The following is a 19,174-nucleotide window of genomic DNA, read 5'->3' on the forward strand; positions in this document are numbered from 1 at the left end:
AAGGATGGTGTCAACCATCGCAAGACAGAGTTTTGCGTGCCCTGGTGGTGGAATTGGTAGACACAAGGGATTTAAAATCCCTCGACGTTCGCGTTGTGCCGGTTCAAGTCCGGCCCGGGGCACCATCTTACAAATTGGCCATACAATTTGTACCAAGCATTTATGCGACACTAGCTCAGTTGGTAGAGCGCAACCTTGCCAAGGTTGAGGTCACGAGTTCGAACCTCGTGTGTCGCTCCAAATCTACAAAAAAGCCCACTCGTTTGAGTGGGCTTTTTTGTTTCCTGTGGAAAGAGGCGAGATCGTTGCACTGCGAGAGTCGAGAAGCGAGTGTCGATGCGGTTGAGGTTTGCTCTCTCCTTATAGAGAGAGCATCTCGGTTGGTTAGAATCTGTAGCCAAGTGTGAAGGAGAGTGTATCGAGATCCTCGTTCTTCGTTGCTTTACTATCAAAGCGGCCATCAAAATAAAGGTTTTGTTGCCACCAGCGGAAACCAAAACCAAAGTTTACGGCTGTTTTCGTATAGTCATCTTGTTCACAAGTGTAGTTCCCACAAATCAACTTTCCTTCTACGTTCATTGATGTAATGCTAATAGCTGCATACGGCTTGATTTGTGAGCCCTGAAGATCGAAGACGTAACCGATATCGCTACCAACGTCTATCATACGTACGTCGAGAGTTGCTTTACGTGAGCCGCCCTTCTCTTCTTTATCTAAAAAGCCAATGCTTCCATATAGGCCAAACACTCTGTCTAAGTCGTATCCGACTTCTAGCTTAAATCCAGTGTCTAAGGCTTCACCATCGATTTCTCCGGTGTTAAAGCCGCCTCCCAAACGAAGTCCGTCGATTGCTAGTGCTGGTGTAGAAAGGACAGAAGCAACGACTAAAGTTATTATGCGGTTTTTCATCATCATCCCATTGATATTTAGAAATATGTTAAACATATAAAAGCTTTATGCTGAATGTACTGACGATATATCGGTATTTTGCTAAGGATCTTTATATTAAATTTCTATAAAACAGATGTTTACGGCGTTTTATGAGCTTCAAGGTAGGCTGTTGATTAGCTAAAGACGATGAACATAAGTCAGTAGGCCGTGGCGTTAATTAGGAGCGAGAGAATTTTTCGCCATAGACGGTGAGCTGAGTGTAGTAAGTTCCTTTTCACCTATTACAGAAATATTTTTCCTTTAACCCGCTCTATTGGTGCGGTTTTAATCGAAATGACATTGGATTTCTAGACGTCTTTCGCTACTATGTACAGCTACTTGAAAAACCGGAAATCCCTACGGGGAAACGTGGGTCAGGGCACTCCTGGCTGACGGACACTACCACTTATGCCTATTTGATGATGGGTGTAGGTAGATGAGGAAACGATGCAACATCTAGAAGAGATCATTGCTAATGCGGGCGCAGCAATCGACGCTGCTGAATCGCTAGTCGCACTTGATGAAGTGCGTGTTCAGTATCTAGGTAAAAAAGGTGAGCTGACGGCTCAACTTCAAAGCCTAGGTAAACTACCACCAGAAGAGCGCCGCAGTGCTGGTCAAGAGATCAACAAAGCGAAAGGCGTGGTTCAACAAGCGATTGCAGCGCGCAAAGACGCCTTGCAGCGTGCTGAGCTTGAAGCGAAACTGGCAGCAGAGACGATTGACGTGACGCTACCAGGTCGCCGTATCGAGAACGGTGGTCTTCACCCTGTGACTCGCACGGTTGAGCGTATTGAACAGTTCTTTGGTGAGCTAGGCTTTAACACCGAATCAGGCCCTGAGATTGAAGATGCATTCCACAACTTTGATGCACTGAATATCGCAGAGGATCACCCAGCGCGTACTGACCACGATACCTTCTTCTTCAACCCAGACTTGATGCTGCGTACTCACACGTCAGGCGTGCAGATCCGTACGATGGAAAATGGCAAACCACCATTCCGCTTCATCGCACCGGGCCGTGTATACCGTAACGACTACGATCAAACGCACACGCCAATGTTCCACCAGGTGGAAGGCATGCTGGTTGATGAGAACGTTAACTTCGCCCAGCTAAAAGGTATTCTGCACGACTTCCTATGTAACTTCTTTGAAGAAGAAGTTGAGGTGCGTTTCCGTCCTTCTTACTTCCCGTTCACTGAGCCTTCGGCTGAGGTTGATGTGAAAGGTAAGAACGGTAAATGGCTAGAGATCCTTGGCTGTGGCATGGTTCACCCAGAGGTACTACGTGCCGTAGGCATTGACCCTGAGAAATACTCTGGTTTTGCATTTGGTATGGGTATTGAGCGTCTGACTATGCTGCGTTACGGCGTAAACGACCTACGTGCGTTCTTCGAGAACGATCTTCGTTTCCTAAAACAGTTCAAGTAATCCAGAGGGTTCATCACAATGAAATTCAGCGAATCATGGCTTCGTGAGTGGGTAAACCCGTCTGTATCAACTGACGAGCTTACGCACCAAATTACAATGGCTGGCCTAGAGGTAGACGACGTTCTGCCTGTGGCGGGCTCTTTCACTGGCGTTAAAGTCGGTCAAGTGGTTGAGTGTGGCCAACACCCAGATGCAGACAAGCTGCGCGTAACGAAAGTCGATGTTGGCGCAGAAGAGCTGCTAGACATCGTCTGTGGCGCTTCTAACTGTCGCCTAGGGCTAAAAGTTGCGGTTGCAACGGTTGGCGCAGTTCTTCCAGGTGATTTCAAAATCAAGAAAGCAAAACTGCGTGGTCAACCATCACACGGTATGCTTTGTTCCTTCTCAGAGCTTGGCATCGATGTAGAATCAGATGGCATTCTAGAGCTAGCAGAAGATGCGGTTATCGGCACTGATTTTCGTGAATTCCTGGGTCTTGACGATGTGACTGTCGATGTTGACCTTACGGCTAACCGCGCAGACTGCTTCAGCATCCGTGGCCTTGCACGTGAAGTGGGCGTACTTAACCGCGCTGACGTAACCGAGCCAGCAGTAGCAGCAGTAGCGAACACTATCGAAGACACTGTGTCTATTGATGTGAAAGCACCTGCAGCGTGTCCACGTTACCTAGGTCGCGTGGTGAAGAACGTCAACGTTCAAGCCGAAACACCACTGTGGATGCAAGAGAAACTGCGCCGCTGTGGTATCCGCTCGATTGACCCTGTAGTTGATATCACCAACTACGTGCTGCTAGAGCAAGGCCAGCCAATGCATGCCTTCGATCTAGCGAAGATTGAAGGCGGCATCGTGGTACGTATGGCAGAGCAAGGCGAGAAGCTGACTCTACTAGACGGCAACGAAGTTGAGCTAAACGCAGGTACACTGGTTGTGGCTGACCACAACAAAGCCCTAGCTATCGCGGGTATCTTTGGTGGTGAAGAGTCTGGTGTAACCACTGAGACAAAAGATGTACTGCTTGAGTGTGCGTTCTTCGCACCAGACCATATCCGTGGTCGCGCACGTAGCTACGGCCTGCACACTGATTCATCAATGCGTTTTGAGCGTGGTGTGGACTTCGCACTGCAAGCGAGCGCTATGGAGCGTGCAACAGAGCTTCTAATCGAAATCTGTGGTGGTGAAGTGGCGCCAGTGGTTGGCGTTGAGTCAGACGCAGACCTACCAAAAGCGAACACTGTTTCTCTACGTCGCACTAAGCTAGATAGTCTACTAGGTCACCACATTGCCGATAGCGACGTGGTTGAGATCCTAGAGCGTCTGGGTCTAACTGTTGAAACAACCGACATGGGCTGGAGCGCAACTGCGCCAACATGGCGTTTCGATATCGCGATTGAGCAAGACCTGATTGAAGAAGTGGGTCGTATCTACGGTTACGATAACATTCCTAACCAGCACCCAGTAGCTGCACTCAAGATGCACAACCACGTTGAAGCGGACCTGCCACTTAAGCGTGTGCGTAACCTGCTGGTTGATCGTGGCTACCAAGAAGCAATCACTTACAGCTTCGTTGAGCCAGAGCAGCAGAAACTAGTTGTTCCTGGTGTTGAGCCATTGATCCTGCCTTTCCCAATCTCAGTGGAAATGTCAGCGATGCGCCTAGGTCTAATCCAAGGCCTGCTTAACACAGTCGTGCACAACCAGAAGCGTCAGCAGCCACGTGTTCGTCTGTTCGAATACGGTTTGCGTTTCATTCCGTGTGAGTCTGCAGAAAACGGCATGCGTCAAGAGCCGATGTTGGCGGGTGTGATTGCCGGTACGCGCAGCGAAGAGCACTGGGACATCGAGACTAACACGGTTGATTTCTTTGACCTTAAAGGTGACCTAGAAGCGGTTCTAGAGCTGTCTGCAAACGAAAAAGCCTACTCGTTCGCAGCGACTAAGCACCCAGCACTTCACCCAGGTCAATCAGCGGCAATTATCGTTGATGGCAAAGAAGTGGGCGTGATTGGTACGGTTCACCCTGAGCTTGAGCGTAAGTTCGGTCTTAACGGCCGCACTATCGTGTTCGAGATCGAGTGGTCAGCAATCAACACTAAAGTGATCCCAGAAGCGGTACAGCTGTCTAAGTTCCCTGCCAACCGTCGTGATATCGCGGTTGTAGTTGACGAAGCAGTGGCATCAGGTGACATCGTTAAAGCGTGTCTAGAGCAAGGCGGCGAGTTCCTAACCGACGCTAAGCTGTTTGACGTGTACGTTGGTAAAGGCGTTGAAGAAGGTAAGAAGAGCCTAGCTATCGCCCTGACTCTACAATCACTTGAGCGCACGCTTGAAGACGCAGATATCGCTGGTGCGGTTGATGCTATCGTTGCACACGTTTCAGAGAAGTTTGGCGCATCACTGCGTGACTAGACTTGACTCATAATGTAGTGACTAAGCCCAGAAGACTCTTCTGGGCTTTTTTTGTAGGCAATGGAAAGGGCAGAAAGATGTTTAGCAACCATCAAGAGTACTATGAAGAACAATATAAGGCTGAGGATGCTTCGGGGTTAGTATTGCGAGATGTAGAGTTTGAAGAGTGTCAATTTATCGATTGTGACTTGTCCAACAGTGAATTTATTAACTGTAAGTTCGTTAACTGCGATTTTTCACAATGTAATTTGAGCCTGGTTAGGCTGACCAATAGTACGCTGTTTGGACTCAATTTTCGTGACTGCAAGCTTGTTGGGGTGGATTGGACCCGAGCATCATGGGCAAGCTATCATGTTGACTTTGAGTTGGCATTTACCCGCTGCATTCTCAATGACAGCTCGTTCTTTGGTCTGACACTCCACGATCTTTCCTTAGAAGAATGCAAGGTGCATGACGTTGATTTTCGCGAGGGCGATTTTTCTCAATCAAGCATGACACTCAGTGATTTTAGTCACAGTCAATTTATGCGCACCAACTTATCTAGCGTGGATTTTTCTGATTCACACAGTTTTGCTATCAATGTATTAGAAAATCAGCTCAAAGGAGCGCGCTTTACCCGCTATGAGGCTTTAAGTTTGCTCGAGGGACTTGGTATAGACTTAGTAGATTAAACTGGTCGATAAACTACTTCACTTATCCCTTCAATGTCATCTTAGCCAATGGAAGTGTCAAATATCCGCTGTTAAAAAGGGCGTGATAACACGCCCTTTTTAAACGTTTCTGACTGCTTGACGGCTACATATGGGCACCGGCGATCAATACCGTTGACGCCGCCATAATCGCATTCGAGATAAAGTGCACCCAATGTAACTTAACAAAACTCTTTTCGATAAACGCCTGTGCATAATAACGGCAGAATGAGAAAAAATAGCCTGCGGTTGAGATCAGCAACAGCCTGTGAGCCCAATCAGCATGGTGAATGGCAAGATCGAGTGAAGCCCACGTCTGAAGGAAAAAGACCAAGGTATAGGCGCGCAGCAAATCCCTTCCCTCAGTGAAGTTCGGATAGACAATCATCCACACCAGCACACAAATCGAAATGATAAATGCAGGTATGCTTAGCTCGATTCCATTGGTGACATCATGATAGATCAAAAGCCATAGTGCAGCGCTGCGGCAGAAGCTGGCAATGACCATTAGGTAAAACGTCGCTGAGATGATCGCTTTACGGCGACGGAAAAAAATAAAGAACTCACCAGCGGTGTTGAGCAAAAATGAGATCTGTACTAGACGCTGATAGGTGCTAGGCTCGGCAAACAGTTCTATGCCTAAGACAAGCAGTAGCCAGCAGCATGCGCGAATGCTCGCTAGTTTGATCAATGATTTCTCGCGCTGACCATATTGACCAAAACAGTAAACCAGCGAAAGTGTTGCGTATAAAAACGAAATAGCCAAACCCATGAGCTTCTTTTACATCCTTGTTTGAGTCGCCCTAGTTATAGATAATCACCTTTACGGTACGAGTGCAAGAGCCTTGTTGGCAAACGAGAAATGGTTCTCAGAGATATTTAAAGTGTTGTAATTGCTGTGTAATCTTGTCGTACAATATGTTAAATGATTGTACTGATTGCACCAGTGTAGATCACGGTTATTACCACAAAGAAAAAGGCTCAGCAATTGCTGAGCCTTGAATACCATACCTTGAAAGTGGTACGTGAGCGACAATTAGAAGTTGGCGCTACGAGGTGTACGTGGGAATGGGATCACGTCGCGAACGTTGCCCATACCTGTTACATAAGACACCAGACGCTCGAAGCCTAGACCAAAGCCAGCGTGTGGCACTGTGCCGTAGCGGCGTAGGTCGCGATACCAGCTCATGTGCTCAGGATCGATTCCCATATCACGCATGCGCGCATCAAGCACGTCTAGACGCTCTTCACGTTGCGAGCCACCGATGATCTCACCGATACCTGGTGCAAGTACGTCCATCGCTGCGACCGTCTTACCATCGTCATTCATACGCATGTAGAAAGCCTTGATGTCTTTCGGGTAGTTCTTAACGATAACCGGTGCTTTGAAGTGCTCTTCAGCTAGGTAACGCTCGTGTTCAGACGACATATCGATGCCCCATTCAACTGGGAACTCGAACTCACGACCAGAATCTAGCAGGATCTGAATGGCATCGGTGTAATCCACTTGAGCAAAATCAGACGCCACAAACTGCTCTAGGCGAGTGATTGCTTGTTTGTCGATACGCTGAGCAAAGAATTCAAGGTCATCACGACGCTCTTCTAGAACCGCCTTAAAGACATACTTAAGCATGTCTTCAGACAGCTTAGCCACGTCATCAAGGTCAGCAAACGCAACCTCTGGCTCAACCATCCAGAATTCAGCTAGGTGGCGGCTGGTGTTTGAGTTTTCTGCACGGAACGTTGGACCGAAGGTGTAAACCTTGCTTAGTGCACACGCATAAGTCTCTGCATTCAGCTGGCCAGAAACGGTTAGGAACGTCTCTTTACCGAAGAAATCTTCGTTGTAATCGACGTTGCCTTCTTCAGTGCGCGGCAAGTTCTCCATATCCAGCGTCGATACGCGGAACATCTCACCAGCGCCTTCCGCATCTGATGCAGTGATCAGAGGTGCAGATACCCAGATGTAGCCTTGCTCGTGGTAGAAGCGATGAATTGCTTGAGATAGGCAGTTACGTACGCGAGCCACAGCGCCAATTACGTTAGTGCGAGGACGAAGGTGAGCCACTTCACGTAGGTACTCAATTGAGTGGCGTGTTTTTGCCATTGGGTAGGTGTCTGCGTCTTCAACCCAGCCGACAACCTTGACGCCAGTTGCTGCAAGTTCAAAGTCTTGCCCTTTAGCAGGAGATTCAACAACCTTACCCGTTACTTCAACAGAGCAGCCAGTGGTTAGCTTCAGCACTTCGTCTTCGTAATTATTAAGATTATTAGGGACCACGGCCTGAATCGGGTCGAAACAAGAGCCGTCATAAATGGCAAGGAAAGAGATTCCAGCTTTGGAATCACGACGTGAACGGATCCAGCCGCGTACAGTCACTTCACTGTCGACCGCGAGCTTGCCGCCAAGTACGTCTTTAACAGGCGCGTAAGTCATGTTGATTTCATTCTCCATTAAGGGATGCATATTAACCAGATGCCTTGCTACAAAAATCACCAGTTATTGGTTGAAAAATAGGCAAAACATCAAGTTAGATTAAAATTTTGAATCAAACGACCATATTACCTAGCAAATCCTCAGCTTCAAGCCCTTATTGGCTTATCCGTTAGGATTTTTTTCCCCTTGAGTAACAGGTGAGCTGAGATTCGGTTTAGATTTAAGAATAGCAACAAATTTACTGCGTGATGAACTTGTGATCAGGCCGAGAGCTGCATAGAATTGCGCTCTTTTAACGTTTCTAGGTAATAAAATGAGATCCGAGCTGTACAAAGAATTTATGTTCGACGCTGCACACCATCTACCACATGTGCCAGAGGGTCACAAATGCGGTCGTCTTCATGGGCATTCGTTTTTAGTTCGTCTGTACGTCGAGGGGGAAGTTGACCCTCATACAGGTTGGGTGGTCGACTTTGCAGAAATCAAAGCCGCATTCAAGCCAATTTATGATCGTTTGGACCACTACTACCTAAACGATATCGAGGGTTTGGAGAACCCAACCAGTGAGGTTCTGGCAAAATGGATCTGGGACCAACTCAAGCCCAGTTTACCGTTGCTGAGCAAAGTAGAGATCAAAGAGACCTGTACTGCGGGTTGTATCTACACAGGCTAATTGCGCTTTTCTTAATCGAAAAAGCCAGTCAATGTATAAAGGTTAATCTAGGTTAACCTTTATACATCCAATCACACTCTTGATGACCGAACTTATTCCAAGGTCTGTTACTGGGTTTGTCCATAGCGCGACCAGAATAACTCAACGGTTTGCTGAGCGAGCATACGAGCGGCTTTTTCATCAAGCGGATCACAGATACCCATCAGTTGAGGCCAATAGGCCGTACCTTTCAGCAGGCTGTGCAACTGCTCAGATGCCAGTGAGACTTCGTCTCGCGCTAAGGCGATACGCTTGTGTTTGCACTGGTGATCTAGCCACTGGTAAATCACACTTTGTTGCTTGTCGATGGCGGCTACTTGCAGCTTAAGCTCTTCAGGTTTGAACAGATAGTGACCAAACGCCACTCGTGACAACTCAACATAGCTTGGGTCACTAATTGTCATCACTTGCTCAAAGATAACATCCGTCAATTGTAGTTTTAAATCGGTATCTTGGGTCAGATAACGCTCCGACAGTGCTTGAGGATTGCTCCACAGACATGAGAGCAGTGCTACGACTAGCTGCTCTTTAGAAGAAAAATGATTGTATACGGTGCGTTTTGAAACACCCGCCAAGGCTGACACCTTATCCATACTGGTATTTGCTACGCCAAACTCTAGAAATGACGCTCTTGCAGCCTCTAGGATCGCTTCTCGTTTTAGTTCACTGCGACTTTTTTTTGTCACCGTCATGTCATTCGTCCGTCTCATAGGTTTGCGAAAATCCATTCTACACTAGCCGGTTTACTTTTGGTATTCCTGTGTGTAAACTGTCCAGTGTAGTTTACTTGTATTGACAGTGATTACTTGTTTACCTCTTGCTACTAGGAGCGAAAATTATGGCGTTAACTCAAATGTCTTGTGCAACTGCAGGTGATGCGGTTTCAGTCCAGTTACCGAAGAAATTCAAAAATTCGGAAATGGTGTACAAGTCGGGTCTAAAGAATCTTTACGACATCACCAAGATGTATTTGACCGCACAACGAGACGAGCCAGAGCCAAGCTTTGATTTACCCGTTATGTCGATGAGTCGTGAACAAGTAGAAACCGAGCAAAAAAACAGTGTGTTTCGCCTTGGGCATTCCAGCGTGCTGTTGAAACTTGATCAACAATTAGTGCTGACCGATCCGGTATTCAGTGACCGTGCCTCACCCGTGCAGTGGGCCGGACCAAAGCGATTTCATCAAGCACCAATAACCGTCGAAGAGTTACCCAGTATCGATGTGGTGGTAATAAGCCACGATCATTATGATCACCTTGATAGAACTGCAGTCAAGCAGTTGGCAGCCAAGGTCTCACTGTTTCTTGTACCGCTTCGAGTTGGCAAACATCTGCGTAACTGGGGCATTGAAGAGGATAAAATTGTCGAGTTGAGCTGGTGGGAGTCGCATGTATTCAATGGCATTGAGTATACGCTCACCCCAACTCAGCACTTTTCTGGACGTACCGGGTTGGATAGAGACCACACATTATGGGGAAGTTGGGTAATTGCAGCGACCAGCCAGCGTGTTTTCTTTAGTGGAGATTCTGGTTATTTCTCAGGTTTTAAGCAGATTGGTGACAAGTACGGCCCGTTTGATCTGACCCTGATTGAAACCGGTGCCTACAACCAAGCATGGTCACAGATCCATATGTTCCCAGAGCAGAGTGTCCAAGCGCACCTAGACCTCAAAGGCAAGGTAATGTTCCCCATCCACAACAGCACATTCGACTTAGCTATCCACGATTGGCAAGAGCCGATCAACCGCGCACTTGAACATGCTAACCAACAAGGCGTAACTATGGTATTACCACAAATGGGCGAGCGCCTGATTATTGGCGAGAATCAACCACTCAGTTTTTGGTGGCAGAAAAAATAATCAGGGGAGGGAAGCGAGTAACACTTCTTTTCGAAGAGCGAGTGGCCTACCGCGTCAGCTGCCTCGCCTCTCGCTTCTCGTCTCTCAATTATCGTTGCTGACCAAAACCCATTTCAGCGCACCATTGAGTTCAAAGTCATTGTCGGCTTGGCACTCAAGTAAGTGGTTGGCGGTCTCAATGATAGAGCCGAGTGAGTACTTTTGCCCTTCGTAGTAGCAAACGCGCTGGCTCATCTGAGCATTATCGACGACAACGACTGGGCGATTGGCGGAGTTTCCCACTGACGCTCGGGTTACTGTAGAGTTAGCAAGGGCAGAGCCCGAATATACACACGCGGCAATCAGCGCCATTGTTGCTGAGCGTTTAAATCCTACCATGTTGATTTAACTCCATATTCACGTTGGTATCTAGGTAACATGCTCTCATTTCCTAGAATACCACCTTGGTGAATATAGAGAAGCTCTCGATCGTGATTTGCAGCCCAGCATTGTTGTAAACATCGCCACATCAGTGGATCATACAGCAGATCGAATTCAACTCGAGTCTGCTCTTCTAGCTGGCACCAGATCTCGTAATCATCAGGGTTTAAACGGCCAAAATGGTGCTTGTGGTCCAACTCAAGAATGGTTGGATGATCATCCTCACCTAGCTGACGAAATTGCTCGGTCAGATACTGAGCATCACCAACACACGCACAAGTGAGTACTTCGATTCCAAAAGGTTTCAGGTGTTTATGCAGATAGAGTGCCGTGGTTCCAGTCCCGGACGGAAGAGCAACGGCAAATGGTTTTCTTTGGCAGCAGGTGTATTCAAGGATCTCTTGCGCGAGCTGTTTTATGCCTTCTTCTGCCAGCGGAGAGTGCCCACCTTCGGGGATCACTAGGCAGCGCTCATTGGGCTGGCGGATCTGACGAATATACTCAGCAGGATGCAGCGCATGCTCGCTTTCGTTGACGGGGATGATCGTCGCATCAAGCTCGAGTGCCCCACGATAATTACCGATTGGCTGCCTTTTAAGCCAATCAGGAATGTTATGCACATAATACTCTAGTGACCACCCATGGATCTTGGCGAGCCCTGCTAAAGAGTAGAGTGAATTAGCCTGAGCTGAGCCGTACGAGATGATGGTATCGATATTGGCTGGCGGATTGCTAAGTAAGCGACTGAATTTACGTGCCTTGTTACCACTAAAAAGGGGGTGGAGCTTATCATCTCGCTTTAGATGAAAAGACAGACCATCAAATTGATGCAGGGTAACCGGGCTGTGTTTTAGTTTCATAGTGCTGCACAGGGGCATATCCACCCCTCAGAAAATCGGCCGCACATCATAGCGATCAACCAAAAAGATCTCAAACCCCGAGCAACAAAAAGTGTTTTTCACCGATAGGTACAGCGACCACAATCAACTCGCCTCTCGACTCTTTATTTAACGCCTGGCGCTTTACTAAAGTGGCTCTCAATCAGCCTTTGAGTCACCGGATGTTGTGGATGAGCGAAAATCTCTTGCGTATCCCCGGCTTCAACCACCTCACCATCGTGCATCACCATCAATTTATCGGTGATGTGTTTGACGATACCGATATGCTGAGACACATAGACAAACGCCACACCCATCTCTTCTTGCAGCTCAAGAAACAGGTTAATGATCTGCGAGCGCATCGCCATATCCAGACCGTTGAGGGCCTCATCAGCGATGATCACTGAGGGTTGTAATACCAAAGCGCGCGCGAGACAGACACGCTGCTTTTGGCCGGCTGCTAACATTTGTGGGTAAAAATAGGCGTGCTCTGGCAGCAGTCCCACCTTAAGTAAAGTGGCCTTAACGCGCGCCATCCTGGCTTCTGGTGACATGCTAGTGTTGCGTTTAAGCGGTCCCTCCAGGATCCGGCCAATCTGAATGCGTGGGTTGAGGGAGGTGTTTGGGTCTTGAAAGATCATCCGAATGAGCTTGCAGCGGGTAGAGAAGTCCTTGTGAGCCAACTCCTCACCATTTACCGAGATGGCACCAGATGACGGCTCGACTACACCCGCTAGCATCCGAGCCAAAGTAGACTTGCCTGAGCCGTTTTGACCGATAAAACCTATGGTTTGACCTGCTTCTAAAGTGAAACTGACTGGCTTGACCGCGTGCTTGACTGATTTGCGAAAAAAACCGGAGCGGTTGGTGAAGTGTTTGGTTAGCTCTTGAACCTCAAGTAAAGCGCTCATGCTTTCTTCTCCATTTTCTTTTCGATATTGAGCGGGAAGTGACAAGCGAACTTGTGGTCACGCAGGTGAGTTGTACGTGGCATCTCGACACAATCACGCTGAGCATAAGGGCAGCGTGGTCCTAGGCGACAACCGATCGGTAAGTGTTTCAATGGCGGGATTGAGCCAGGCAGTGATTGCAGCTTCTGCTTATGGGGCACCCACTGACTAAAGTCAGGGATCGCATTAAGCAAAGCGACCGTGTAAGGGTGCTTAGGCGCCTGAGTCAGGCGCTTGGTGCTGGCGGACTCAACGGATTGACCACAGTACATCACCGTGATGCGATGTGCCCACTGAGTAATGGTGGATAAGTCATGCCCAATCAACAAGATTGAGGTATTTTGCAGTTGGTTCATCCGGCTTAGTAAGCGCAAGATCTGCGACTGAGTGATGGGATCGAGATCGTTGGTTGGTTCATCAGCGATCAGCAGCTTAGGTTTGTTGGCGATGGCCATCGCGATCATGATCTTTTGGCACTCTCCATCCGTGAGCTGATAGGGGTAGCTGTCCATGACGCGCTTGTGATCCTTGATACCTACTTTGTGTAGCAGAGCGACCGCTTGCTTACGTCGCCATTGAAAGCGCTCCCACCAGCGTCCTTCAAACATGCGTGAAGGGATAGACTCAATCAACTGACGACCAATACCCTCGGATGGGTCCAAACAAGTAGAGGGCTCTTGGAAGATCATTGCGACCTCACGTGCGATCACTCGACGACGTTCACGTGGCGTCAGTTGCAAAAGGTCGATATCACCCAGGCGCATTCTATCGGCGGTCACGCGCCAGTTTTCCTTACACACGCCAACAATGGCTTTGGCGACCAAGCTTTTACCTGAGCCTGACTCACCCACCAGGCCGCGGATTTCACCCTCTGAAAGGGTTAAACTCATGCGATCAACCGCGCGCACTATCCCTTGTGGAGTTTCGATCTCTATCGTTAGGTGTCGAATATCAAGTAACGGCATTATTCAACTCCAGCGTTGAGGGCTTGGCGAACACCATCGCCCACCAAGTTAATCAAGATTACAGTAAACATGATCGCAAGTCCTGGCAGGGTCACTGTCCATGGAGCGATAAAAATCAGTTCCACCGAGTCACCCAAGATTGCGCCCCACTCAGAACTCGGTGCCTGAGCCCCAAGTCCTAAAAAGCCCAGTGCGGTGATATCTAATATGGCCGCAGACAAAGCAAAGGTAAACTCGGCGGCAAACACGGGCAGGATATTGGGCACGATAGAGTTGCCAAGCAAGTAGAAGTGATTGGCCCCGTCAAGGCGCGCGGCCATCACGTATTCTTTTTCCATCTCATTGTGCACTGAGATATAGACTGAGCGGATAAAGCGTGGGATCAGTGCCAGCCCTATTGCTAGGAGGATGGTTACCTCACCAAAGCCGAGAAACGCGCAGAAAATCACCGCCAGCAGCAGAGACGGGATAGACATCACGGTATCGAGCAAGTGGTTTAGTGTACTCGAGAGCAGGCCAGAAGTCATTCCGGCCAGCACCCCAATCAGTGAGCCAGCGATGGCGGCAATAACAGTGATCGCGACTGCGCCACCAAAGGTCAGTTGTGCCCCTTTGATCAAGCGTGACAAGATATCGCGACCGAGATCATCAGTGCCCAAGAAGTAGTCGATGGTCCCCTCAGGGCTCCAAGAGGGTGGTAACAGCAAAAAGCCAGACTGAGCTTGTGGATCGTGCGGTGTCAGCCAGTTAGCACCGAGAGTAATAATGCTGATAAATAGCAAGCACCACAGACTGAACATCGCCAGGTTGTTGGCGCGGTAACTACGCCAAAAGCGCTCAAACTGGGTTGGGATCTTCTCTTCTTGATAGATATTACTGCTTAGCATCCCATTCCTTCCTTACCAGTGGATTGATCATTGCGCCGAACAAGTCAGAGAGGATATTGGCACTGAGTACAAGGGTGGCGATGACAATTACACCGGCTTGAATGGCGACAAAATCTTGATTGTTCAGTGCCTCAAGGAGCCAACGCCCGATACCTGGCCAGTTAAAAATCGTCTCAGTGATGATGGCTAACGTCAGCATGCTCGACAGGTGGACGCCGACTTTAGGAATAATCGGTGGAATCGCGTTACGTAAGACATGTTCAGTGATGATCTCATAAGCAGAGAGACCCTTGATCCGCGCTGCGCGAATGTAGTTTTTCTTCATCACCTCAGCGACCGAGGCACGCATTAAAACGATGACTTGCATAGTAGGGGATAAGGACAAAACCAGACCTGGCAAGATCAAGTGGTCGACCACACTTTGCAAGGCATAAGCGCGATACTCACTCTCCATCATGAATGCATCGAGGATCGCAAATCCGGTCACATGTGGGATCTCATACAACAGGTCATAGCGCCCAGAAACGGGAAACCATTGCATATTCAACGACAGCACCATGATGAGTAGCAGGGCAACCCAAAAGACGGGCGCGGATTGGCCCGCCATGGCTGAAAATGAAATTGAGATATCCTGCCACTTTCCTTGACGCATACCGGCCAGAGTGCCGAGTGGGATCCCGACCACAAGCGCTAAGATGAACGCCATCAGGCACAGCTCGATAGTGGCTGGGAAAACAGTCGCTAAATCTTCGGTGATCGGCACGCCGGTTTTACTCACACCAAAATCAAGCTGAATCAGCTCGCCAAGATAGCTTTGCCAACCGGACCAAAAGTCGGCCTGACTCCATGGCGAGAGTGGGTCAAGGCGCAAGATACTGAACCCCACCATGGTAATGATCATCATGGTGATCACGAACAAGTTAAAGCGACGAATGGTGTAGATAAACATTACTTGACTCGCTCCACTGCATTGAAAGGTTGGACATTAAAAGGGCTCATACGAAAACCTTGCAGTGATTGATGGTGCGCTTGAAAGTGCATGCCGTGCGCGATTGGGATCACCGGTACCTCTTGATTGAGCAGGTTTTGTACCTGACGGTAGATATTAGTGCGATAGCGTGGTTTATCGACTTCGAGTGCTAGGTTAATCAAAAAATCGAAATCCTGATTGCACCATGAAGAGAGATTCACCCCGGCCTGTTTTGCGTCACAAGAGAGTAGTGGGCGTAAAAAGTTGTCTGGATCGCCTGTATCGCCAATCCATCCTGTGAGCATCAAATCGAAGCGTCCCGCTTGCGCAGTATCACTGCGCCCATAGCGCTCATCGGTGATGATATGTAACTCAACCCCGATATCAGCAAAATTGGCTTGGATAAGCTCGGCCGTTTTTCTGGGGCTTGGGTTATAGGCTTTGGGCTCAAGTGGTACTGACATAACCAGAGTCAGCCCACTCTCGTAACCAGCGTCGCGCAACAAGCCAAGGGCATAGTTACGATCATAACGCACCTGCACGCTATCCTCTTGATAAGCCCAAGAATTGGGGGGCAAAAGAGTATACGCCTGGGTACCTGTGCCGTAATAGACTGAATCGAGGATGTTTTTACGATTGATGGCTAGGCTCAAGGCCTTGCGTACACGTGGGTCGCTGAGCGCTGGGTGTTGGGTATGCACTGAGATGTAGGCCACATTCATCGCAGGCTTGGTTTCTAGGACTAACTCATCTTGCTGCTCTATCACGGGTAGCTGACTTGAGATAGGAGAGGTCAGTACGTCGCACTCTTTACGCAGTAATTTTGCTAAAGTACCGGTGCCGCGCACTGAGATATCAAACACCACTTGTTCCATCTTAGCCGGACCGTTCCAATAACCATCGTGACGCTTGAGGCGAACCAAGTCATTGATCTGATGGTCGTCGAGATAAAATGGACCGGTACCAACCGGATGGCTGTCCAGTTGGTGTTTGTTGTCAGTAATCTCAAGTGTCCGTGCGTACTCCTCAGAGTGGATCACCGCAAATGAGGTCGCAATATTAGACAAAAAGGCATTATCAGGGCGGCTCAGGCGAAAAATGACCGTGTGCGAGTCGAGCGACTCAACCGAGTTAACCAAACCGGCAAAGTTGATACTACTGAACCAAGGGTAGAGCCCGCCACCGGTATAATGAAACGGGTGCTGACTATCAAAGATACGTTCAAAACTAAACACCACATCATCTGCATTGAGTGGCCGGCTTGGAGTGAACCACTGGGTGGTTTGAAACTCAACATCCTCGCGCAGGTGAAAAATGTACTCGGTGCGATCGGCGTTGGTGCTCCAGTGAGTAGCAATATTCGCTCTTGGTTGATAAGACTCGGCGTCGAGGACCAGCAAGGTATCAAACAGCTGCGGGCTGATCGCTTCGGCAGTGATGCCGTGATCAACCAATTGTGGATTGAAGGTTTCAGGGATCCCTTGACCACAAAAAGTAAATCCTTGTTGGCGGATTTTAGTGTGTTCGATTGGCTTCCCGCATCCAGCGAGTGTGCTGGCCCCAACTAGGGCGAATGTCAAACGAGTCAGTGCTTTCATAGCGCAAACAGATAAAAATGAGATAAGTGATCGATTATGCCCTAATCATTTGAGGAAAGGCTAACAAATTTGTTACCTAACCTTAGTTTTTGGTTATGACACAAACAGTTGGGCTTAGGACTGGCTGACTTTACTCAAGCCGTGCTTTCTTACCAAGCCACGTATTTGATCATAGCTCAAACCGAGCAGACTTGCTGCTTGTCTTTGATTAAACTGGGATTTAACCAATGCTTGCTTGACTAACTGATACTCTTTTTCCAACAAATGAGCCTTCAAGTTGATGGGTAGCACGGTGTCTGTAGTGTCGGTGACCACCACTGCGCGTTCGGCGGGTTGTCCATTGGTAGTGGGTGCTTGATTCGACGAATTCCGATCAGGCGGTTGTTCAGCCGTTACCCACGGTGAGTGAAAAGGGTCAAGTACGAGGTTGGAGACAGGCGCGCTCGCATTACCATGCTGGTAGATGGCGCGCTCGATAACATTTTTTAGCTCGCGCACATTGCCCGGCCAAGGATAGTCAAGTAACTGGCTTTGCGCGCTGGCTGAGAAACCCGTGAAATAGGCCAGCCCCAGCTCATGACACATCTTGATCGCAAAATGCTCAGCAAGCTCAAGGACATCATCTTGACGAACACGCAGCGGCGGAAGGTGAATCACATCAAACGCGAGCCGGTCGAGTAAATCGGGACGAAACTCTCCGTCTTGACACGCCTTGGGCAGATCGGCATTGGTCGCGCAGATCAGGCGCACATCAGCGGTCATGAAACTTGAGCCACCGACTCGCTCATACTGGCCATATTCAATCACACGTAATAGCTTCTCCTGCACCGTCAGTGGCATCGTGCCCAGTTCGTCAAGGAACAGACTGCCTCGCTCAGCACGCTCAAAGCGACCCATATGGCGTTTACTGGCACCAGTAAAGGCGCCAGCTTCGTGGCCAAACAGCTCAGAGTCGATGAGCCCATCCGAGAGGGCAGAGCAGTTCATTGATACCAGAGCTTGATCCCAGCGCTTAGAAAGGTAATGCAGACGTTGAGCCACCAACTCTTTACCGGTGCCACGCTCGCCAACAATTAACACTGGACGATCTATGGTTGCTAGGCGTGAAACCTGATCGAGCACCGCCAAAATAGCGCTTGAACTACCGCGAATATTAGGAAGCATGAATTAGCCTTTTTGAGGTTATTTTAACCAATAGTAGGTAAAATTTACCAGATAGGGTAGGGTGTGAGCGTCTTTTTTCTAGTTAAGTTGCTGTATTAACGAGCATAAAAAAGTTGGCATACTTCTGGCTAAATCAACAGCAGGTATCAAGGTTATCTACTCAGTGACCTAGAGGGTCAACAGCAACAAAAAGGGGAACCACTATGGGCATTTTTTCACGATTCACCGACATCATTAACTCTAACATTAGTGCCTTGCTCGATAAGGCAGAAGATCCAGAAAAGATGATCCGTTTGATCATTCAAGAGATGGAAGACACTTTGGTCGAGGTGCGCAGTAATCTAGTCAAAGCGATTGCTGACAAAAAAGAGCTCAGCCGCCGCATTGAGATGGTAGAGGCGCAGGTCAGTGATTGGCAGGCTAAAGCGACCTTGGCACTGACCAAGAATCGTGAGGACCTCGCTAGAGCGGCGCTAATGGAAAAGCAGAAAGTCACCGAGGTGCACAAAACGCTACTTGATGAGCAACTGCTTGTTGATGAGAACATTGATAAATTGAAAACCGAGATTGATAAGCTTGAGAGCAAAATCACCGAGACCCGAGCCAAGCAGCAGGCACTGCTGATCCGAGTGAAAACGGCGGTCAATCGCAAAGACGTTCAGCAACACTTGAACTCGCGTAAAACCCGAGAGACGATGGATAAGTTCGAGCAGTTTTCTCGTCGCATCGATGAGCTTGAAGCGGAAGCGGACTTGCACTTAGATACGCAGTCGTCACGTGATCTCGAACAAGAGTTTATGGAGCTTCAAGTCGAGGATGAAATTGAGAATGAGTTGGCCAAACTCAAACAAGAATTAAACGAGAAGGAGTCAAAATAAT

At 48.6% G+C, this 19,174-nt stretch carries 18 protein-coding genes and 2 tRNA genes; 8 read left to right on the forward strand and 12 right to left on the reverse strand.

The genetic code is table 11. From position 1 onward, the window contains the following. The first annotated feature begins 38 nt into the window (after window positions 1–38). Both ACZ5R2_RS08350 and ACZ5R2_RS08355 read left to right on the forward strand, forming a co-directional pair. Window positions 39–125, forward strand: a tRNA-Leu gene (locus tag ACZ5R2_RS08350). A gap of 39 nt (window positions 126–164) precedes the next feature. Further along, a tRNA-Gly gene (locus tag ACZ5R2_RS08355) sits at window positions 165–240 on the forward strand. Window positions 241–384: 144 nt separating this feature from the next. Here the strand turns inward: ACZ5R2_RS08355 and ACZ5R2_RS08360 are convergent. Beyond that, window positions 385–945 (reverse strand): porin family protein, encoded by a 561-nt coding sequence (locus ACZ5R2_RS08360; protein WP_464901824.1) that lies wholly within the window; start codon window positions 943–945, stop codon window positions 385–387. Window positions 946–1,377: 432 nt separating this feature from the next. Between ACZ5R2_RS08360 and pheS the strand changes: the two genes are divergently transcribed. The 3 genes from pheS to ACZ5R2_RS08375 all read left to right on the forward strand — a co-directional run bounded on the left by pheS (window position 1,378) and on the right by ACZ5R2_RS08375 (window position 5,438). After that, the gene (gene pheS / locus ACZ5R2_RS08365) at window positions 1,378–2,361 is read left to right on the forward strand and encodes a phenylalanine--tRNA ligase subunit alpha (RefSeq protein WP_464901825.1); all 984 of its coding nucleotides are present in this window, start codon (window positions 1,378–1,380) and stop codon (window positions 2,359–2,361) included. Between the two features lie 18 nt (window positions 2,362–2,379). Continuing rightward, a complete protein-coding gene (pheT, locus tag ACZ5R2_RS08370; RefSeq protein WP_464901826.1) occupies window positions 2,380–4,767 on the forward strand; it encodes a phenylalanine--tRNA ligase subunit beta in 2,388 nt (795 codons plus the stop codon). 77 nt (window positions 4,768–4,844) lie between these two features. After that, window positions 4,845–5,438, forward strand: coding sequence for a pentapeptide repeat-containing protein (locus tag ACZ5R2_RS08375; RefSeq protein ID WP_464901827.1), 594 nt, complete (start codon window positions 4,845–4,847; stop codon window positions 5,436–5,438). A 124-nt stretch (window positions 5,439–5,562) separates the two neighbouring features. Here the strand turns inward: ACZ5R2_RS08375 and ACZ5R2_RS08380 are convergent, their stop codons facing one another. After that, window positions 5,563–6,228 (reverse strand): hypothetical protein, encoded by a 666-nt coding sequence (locus tag ACZ5R2_RS08380; RefSeq protein WP_464901828.1) that lies wholly within the window; start codon window positions 6,226–6,228, stop codon window positions 5,563–5,565. A 264-nt stretch (window positions 6,229–6,492) separates the two neighbouring features. Continuing rightward, window positions 6,493–7,893 carry an asparagine--tRNA ligase gene (gene asnS, locus ACZ5R2_RS08385; RefSeq protein WP_464902338.1) on the reverse strand — a complete coding sequence of 467 codons (1,401 nt, stop codon included), beginning with the start codon at window positions 7,891–7,893 and terminating at the stop codon, window positions 6,493–6,495. Window positions 7,894–8,206: 313 nt separating this feature from the next. Between asnS and queD the strand changes: the two genes are divergently transcribed. After that, on the forward strand, window positions 8,207–8,566 hold the full coding sequence (gene queD, locus ACZ5R2_RS08390; RefSeq protein WP_464901829.1) for a 6-carboxytetrahydropterin synthase QueD: 360 nt from the start codon (window positions 8,207–8,209) through the stop codon (window positions 8,564–8,566). 107 nt (window positions 8,567–8,673) lie between these two features. On the opposite strand, the gene ACZ5R2_RS08395 is transcribed toward queD, so the two are convergent. After that, window positions 8,674–9,297 (reverse strand): TetR/AcrR family transcriptional regulator, encoded by a 624-nt coding sequence (locus tag ACZ5R2_RS08395; RefSeq protein WP_464901830.1) that lies wholly within the window; start codon window positions 9,295–9,297, stop codon window positions 8,674–8,676. 146 nt (window positions 9,298–9,443) lie between these two features. On the opposite strand from ACZ5R2_RS08395, the gene ACZ5R2_RS08400 reads away from it, so the two are divergent. Next, window positions 9,444–10,463, forward strand: coding sequence for an MBL fold metallo-hydrolase (locus ACZ5R2_RS08400; RefSeq protein WP_464901831.1), 1,020 nt, complete (start codon window positions 9,444–9,446; stop codon window positions 10,461–10,463). A gap of 84 nt (window positions 10,464–10,547) precedes the next feature. Here the strand turns inward: ACZ5R2_RS08400 and ACZ5R2_RS08405 are convergent, their stop codons facing one another. The 8 genes from ACZ5R2_RS08405 to pspF all read right to left on the reverse strand — a co-directional run bounded on the left by ACZ5R2_RS08405 (window position 10,548) and on the right by pspF (window position 18,295). Continuing rightward, on the reverse strand, window positions 10,548–10,841 hold the full coding sequence (locus tag ACZ5R2_RS08405) for a DUF1496 domain-containing protein (RefSeq protein ID WP_464901832.1): 294 nt from the start codon (window positions 10,839–10,841) through the stop codon (window positions 10,548–10,550). Continuing rightward, window positions 10,835–11,743 (reverse strand): 1-aminocyclopropane-1-carboxylate deaminase/D-cysteine desulfhydrase, encoded by a 909-nt coding sequence (locus ACZ5R2_RS08410; RefSeq protein ID WP_464901833.1) that lies wholly within the window; start codon window positions 11,741–11,743, stop codon window positions 10,835–10,837. The genes ACZ5R2_RS08405 and ACZ5R2_RS08410 overlap by 7 nt, the downstream gene beginning before the upstream one ends. A gap of 143 nt (window positions 11,744–11,886) precedes the next feature. Beyond that, window positions 11,887–12,672, reverse strand: a complete 786-nt coding sequence (locus ACZ5R2_RS08415) for a peptide ABC transporter ATP-binding protein (protein WP_464901834.1) — start codon at window positions 12,670–12,672, stop codon at window positions 11,887–11,889. Beyond that, entirely contained in the window at window positions 12,669–13,676 is a 1,008-nt protein-coding gene (locus ACZ5R2_RS08420) for a peptide ABC transporter ATP-binding protein (RefSeq protein ID WP_464901835.1), read from the reverse strand. The genes ACZ5R2_RS08415 and ACZ5R2_RS08420 overlap by 4 nt, the downstream gene beginning before the upstream one ends. Further along, window positions 13,676–14,563, reverse strand: a complete 888-nt coding sequence (locus ACZ5R2_RS08425) for an ABC transporter permease subunit (RefSeq protein WP_464901836.1) — start codon at window positions 14,561–14,563, stop codon at window positions 13,676–13,678. Before ACZ5R2_RS08425 ends, ACZ5R2_RS08420 begins: the two co-directional genes overlap by 1 nt. Further along, the gene (locus ACZ5R2_RS08430) at window positions 14,550–15,512 is read right to left on the reverse strand and encodes an ABC transporter permease (protein ID WP_464901837.1); all 963 of its coding nucleotides are present in this window, start codon (window positions 15,510–15,512) and stop codon (window positions 14,550–14,552) included. Before ACZ5R2_RS08430 ends, ACZ5R2_RS08425 begins: the two co-directional genes overlap by 14 nt. Beyond that, on the reverse strand, window positions 15,512–17,131 hold the full coding sequence (locus tag ACZ5R2_RS08435; RefSeq protein WP_464901838.1) for an ABC transporter substrate-binding protein: 1,620 nt from the start codon (window positions 17,129–17,131) through the stop codon (window positions 15,512–15,514). Before ACZ5R2_RS08435 ends, ACZ5R2_RS08430 begins: the two co-directional genes overlap by 1 nt. A 114-nt stretch (window positions 17,132–17,245) precedes the next feature. Then, on the reverse strand, window positions 17,246–18,295 hold the full coding sequence (gene pspF / locus ACZ5R2_RS08440) for a phage shock protein operon transcriptional activator (protein ID WP_464901839.1): 1,050 nt from the start codon (window positions 18,293–18,295) through the stop codon (window positions 17,246–17,248). A gap of 203 nt (window positions 18,296–18,498) precedes the next feature. On the opposite strand from pspF, the gene pspA reads away from it, so the two are divergent. Beyond that, window positions 18,499–19,173, forward strand: a complete 675-nt coding sequence (gene pspA / locus ACZ5R2_RS08445) for a phage shock protein PspA (protein WP_464901840.1) — start codon at window positions 18,499–18,501, stop codon at window positions 19,171–19,173. Window position 19,174: the final 1 nt, after the last annotated feature.

It is taken from the genome of Vibrio sabulosilitoris, assembly GCF_055391395.1.

Bases quoted from the DNA above. Each gene is read 5' to 3' on its own strand.
- ACZ5R2_RS08400 (WP_464901831.1), top strand. From the start codon at position 9,444: ATGGCGTTAACTCAAATGTCTTGTGCAACTGCAGGTGATGCGGTTTCA.
- queD (WP_464901829.1), top strand. From the start codon at position 8,207: ATGAGATCCGAGCTGTACAAAGAATTTATGTTCGACGCTGCACACCAT.
- ACZ5R2_RS08420 (WP_464901835.1), bottom strand. From the start codon at position 13,676: ATGCCGTTACTTGATATTCGACACCTAACGATAGAGATCGAAACTCCA.
- pheT (WP_464901826.1), top strand. From the start codon at position 2,380: ATGAAATTCAGCGAATCATGGCTTCGTGAGTGGGTAAACCCGTCTGTA.
- ACZ5R2_RS08430 (WP_464901837.1), bottom strand. From the start codon at position 15,512: ATGTTTATCTACACCATTCGTCGCTTTAACTTGTTCGTGATCACCATG.
- ACZ5R2_RS08380 (WP_464901828.1), bottom strand. From the start codon at position 6,228: ATGGGTTTGGCTATTTCGTTTTTATACGCAACACTTTCGCTGGTTTAC.
- pspF (WP_464901839.1), bottom strand. From the start codon at position 18,295: ATGCTTCCTAATATTCGCGGTAGTTCAAGCGCTATTTTGGCGGTGCTC.
- pspA (WP_464901840.1), top strand. From the start codon at position 18,499: ATGGGCATTTTTTCACGATTCACCGACATCATTAACTCTAACATTAGT.
- ACZ5R2_RS08425 (WP_464901836.1), bottom strand. From the start codon at position 14,563: ATGCTAAGCAGTAATATCTATCAAGAAGAGAAGATCCCAACCCAGTTT.
- ACZ5R2_RS08375 (WP_464901827.1), top strand. From the start codon at position 4,845: ATGTTTAGCAACCATCAAGAGTACTATGAAGAACAATATAAGGCTGAG.
- asnS (WP_464902338.1), bottom strand. From the start codon at position 7,893: ATGACTTACGCGCCTGTTAAAGACGTACTTGGCGGCAAGCTCGCGGTC.
- ACZ5R2_RS08435 (WP_464901838.1), bottom strand. From the start codon at position 17,131: ATGAAAGCACTGACTCGTTTGACATTCGCCCTAGTTGGGGCCAGCACA.
- ACZ5R2_RS08410 (WP_464901833.1), bottom strand. From the start codon at position 11,743: ATGAAACTAAAACACAGCCCGGTTACCCTGCATCAATTTGATGGTCTG.
- ACZ5R2_RS08405 (WP_464901832.1), bottom strand. From the start codon at position 10,841: ATGGTAGGATTTAAACGCTCAGCAACAATGGCGCTGATTGCCGCGTGT.
- ACZ5R2_RS08395 (WP_464901830.1), bottom strand. From the start codon at position 9,297: ATGACGGTGACAAAAAAAAGTCGCAGTGAACTAAAACGAGAAGCGATC.
- ACZ5R2_RS08415 (WP_464901834.1), bottom strand. From the start codon at position 12,672: ATGAGCGCTTTACTTGAGGTTCAAGAGCTAACCAAACACTTCACCAAC.
- pheS (WP_464901825.1), top strand. From the start codon at position 1,378: ATGCAACATCTAGAAGAGATCATTGCTAATGCGGGCGCAGCAATCGAC.
- ACZ5R2_RS08360 (WP_464901824.1), bottom strand. From the start codon at position 945: ATGTTTAACATATTTCTAAATATCAATGGGATGATGATGAAAAACCGC.